This is a genomic window from Pseudomonas sp. GW823-FHT02C02 (genome assembly GCF_058797635.1).
This window is the reverse complement of sequence record NZ_JBXAJV010000037.1, coordinates 1-3,094: the sequence shown is the minus strand read 5'-3', so window position 1 is coordinate 3,094 and position 3,094 is coordinate 1. Positions and strand designations below refer to the sequence as shown.

The 3,094-nt window shown below is 50.9% G+C and carries 2 rRNA genes (1 of these 2 cut by a window edge); both read left to right on the top strand.

Annotated features, from left to right (window positions below):
- Positions 1-159, top strand: a 16S ribosomal RNA gene (locus tag AC1ROI_RS33840) (it extends 1,229 nt beyond the left edge of the window).
- 13 nt (positions 160-172) lie between these two features.
- A 23S ribosomal RNA gene (locus AC1ROI_RS33835) occupies positions 173-3,064 on the top strand.
- Together the 16S and 23S rRNA genes form the textbook arrangement of a ribosomal RNA operon.
- Positions 3,065-3,094 lie beyond the last annotated feature (30 nt).

Here is a 3,094-nt window from a genome sequence, read left to right as displayed (position 1 = left end):
ATTAGATCGTTCTTTAAAAATTTGGGTATGTGATAGAAAGATAGACTGAACGTTACTTTCACTGGTAACGGATCAGGCTAAGGTAAAATTTGTGAGTTGCTCTTAATTGAGTATTATCGAATTTTCGGCGAATGTCGTCTTCACAGTATAACCAGATTGCTTGGGGTTATATGGTCAAGTGAAGAAGCGCATACGGTGGATGCCTTGGCAGTCAGAGGCGATGAAAGACGTGGTAGCCTGCGAAAAGCTTCGGGGAGTCGGCAAACAGACTTTGATCCGGAGATGTCTGAATGGGGGAACCCAGCCATCATAAGATGGTTATCTTAAGCTGAATACATAGGCTTAAGAGGCGAACCAGGGGAACTGAAACATCTAAGTACCCTGAGGAAAAGAAATCAACCGAGATTCCCTTAGTAGTGGCGAGCGAACGGGGACTAGCCCTTAAGTGGCTTTGAGATTAGCGGAACGCTCTGGAAAGTGCGGCCATAGTGGGTGATAGCCCTGTACGCGAAAATCTCTTAGTCATGAAATCGAGTAGGACGGAGCACGAGAAACTTTGTCTGAATATGGGGGGACCATCCTCCAAGGCTAAATACTACTGACTGACCGATAGTGAACTAGTACCGTGAGGGAAAGGCGAAAAGAACCCCGGAGAGGGGAGTGAAATAGATCCTGAAACCGTATGCGTACAAGCAGTGGGAGCCCACTTTGTTGGGTGACTGCGTACCTTTTGTATAATGGGTCAGCGACTTATTTTCAGTGGCGAGCTTAACCGAATAGGGGAGGCGTAGCGAAAGCGAGTCTTAATAGGGCGTCTAGTCGCTGGGAATAGACCCGAAACCGGGCGATCTATCCATGGGCAGGTTGAAGGTTGGGTAACACTAACTGGAGGACCGAACCGACTACCGTTGAAAAGTTAGCGGATGACCTGTGGATCGGAGTGAAAGGCTAATCAAGCTCGGAGATAGCTGGTTCTCCTCGAAAGCTATTTAGGTAGCGCCTCATGTATCACTGTAGGGGGTAGAGCACTGTTTCGGCTAGGGGGTCATCCCGACTTACCAAACCGATGCAAACTCCGAATACCTACAAGTGCCGAGCATGGGAGACACACGGCGGGTGCTAACGTCCGTCGTGAAAAGGGAAACAACCCAGACCGTCAGCTAAGGTCCCAAAGTTATGGTTAAGTGGGAAACGATGTGGGAAGGCTTAGACAGCTAGGAGGTTGGCTTAGAAGCAGCCACCCTTTAAAGAAAGCGTAATAGCTCACTAGTCGAGTCGGCCTGCGCGGAAGATGTAACGGGGCTCAAACCATACACCGAAGCTACGGGTATCACTTAGGTGATGCGGTAGAGGAGCGTTCTGTAAGCCTGTGAAGGTGAGTTGAGAAGCTTGCTGGAGGTATCAGAAGTGCGAATGCTGACATGAGTAACGACAATGGGTGTGAAAAACACCCACGCCGAAAGACCAAGGTTTCCTGCGCAACGTTAATCGACGCAGGGTTAGTCGGTCCCTAAGGCGAGGCTGAAAAGCGTAGTCGATGGAAAACAGGTTAATATTCCTGTACTTCTGGTTATTGCGATGGAGGGACGGAGAAGGCTAGGCCAGCTTGGCGTTGGTTGTCCAAGTTTAAGGTGGTAGGCTGGAATCTTAGGTAAATCCGGGATTCTAAGGCCGAGAGCTGATGACGAGTGTTCTTTTAGAACACGAAGTGGTTGATGCCATGCTTCCAAGAAAAGCTTCTAAGCTTCAGGTAACCAGGAACCGTACCCCAAACCGACACAGGTGGTTGGGTAGAGAATACCAAGGCGCTTGAGAGAACTCGGGTGAAGGAACTAGGCAAAATGGCACCGTAACTTCGGGAGAAGGTGCGCCGGTGAGGGTGAAGCATTTACTGCGTAAGCCCATGCCGGTCGAAGATACCAGGCCGCTGCGACTGTTTATTAAAAACACAGCACTCTGCAAACACGAAAGTGGACGTATAGGGTGTGACGCCTGCCCGGTGCCGGAAGGTTAATTGATGGGGTTAGCTAACGCGAAGCTCTTGATCGAAGCCCCGGTAAACGGCGGCCGTAACTATAACGGTCCTAAGGTAGCGAAATTCCTTGTCGGGTAAGTTCCGACCTGCACGAATGGCGTAACGATGGCGGCGCTGTCTCCACCCGAGACTCAGTGAAATTGAAATCGCTGTGAAGATGCAGTGTATCCGCGGCTAGACGGAAAGACCCCGTGAACCTTTACTATAGCTTTGCACTGGACTTTGAATTTGCTTGTGTAGGATAGGTGGGAGGCTTTGAAGCGTGGACGCCAGTTCGCGTGGAGCCAACCTTGAAATACCACCCTGGCAACTTTGAGGTTCTAACTCAGGTCCGTTATCCGGATCGAGGACAGTGTATGGTGGGTAGTTTGACTGGGGCGGTCTCCTCCTAAAGAGTAACGGAGGAGTACGAAGGTGCGCTCAGACCGGTCGGAAATCGGTCGTAGAGTATAAAGGCAAAAGCGCGCTTGACTGCGAGACAGACACGTCGAGCAGGTACGAAAGTAGGTCTTAGTGATCCGGTGGTTCTGTATGGAAGGGCCATCGCTCAACGGATAAAAGGTACTCCGGGGATAACAGGCTGATACCGCCCAAGAGTTCATATCGACGGCGGTGTTTGGCACCTCGATGTCGGCTCATCACATCCTGGGGCTGAAGCCGGTCCCAAGGGTATGGCTGTTCGCCATTTAAAGTGGTACGCGAGCTGGGTTTAGAACGTCGTGAGACAGTTCGGTCCCTATCTGCCGTGGACGTTTGAGATTTGAGAGGGGCTGCTCCTAGTACGAGAGGACCGGAGTGGACGAACCTCTGGTGTTCCGGTTGTCACGCCAGTGGCATTGCCGGGTAGCTATGTTCGGAATAGATAACCGCTGAAAGCATCTAAGCGGGAAACTAGCCTCAAGATGAGATCTCACTGGGACCTTGAGTCCCCTGAAGGGCCGTCGAAGACTACGACGTTGATAGGTTGGGTGTGTAAGCGCTGTGAGGCGTTGAGCTAACCAATACTAATTGCCCGTGAGGCTTGACCATATAACACCCAAGCAATTTGCTGACCTGAAA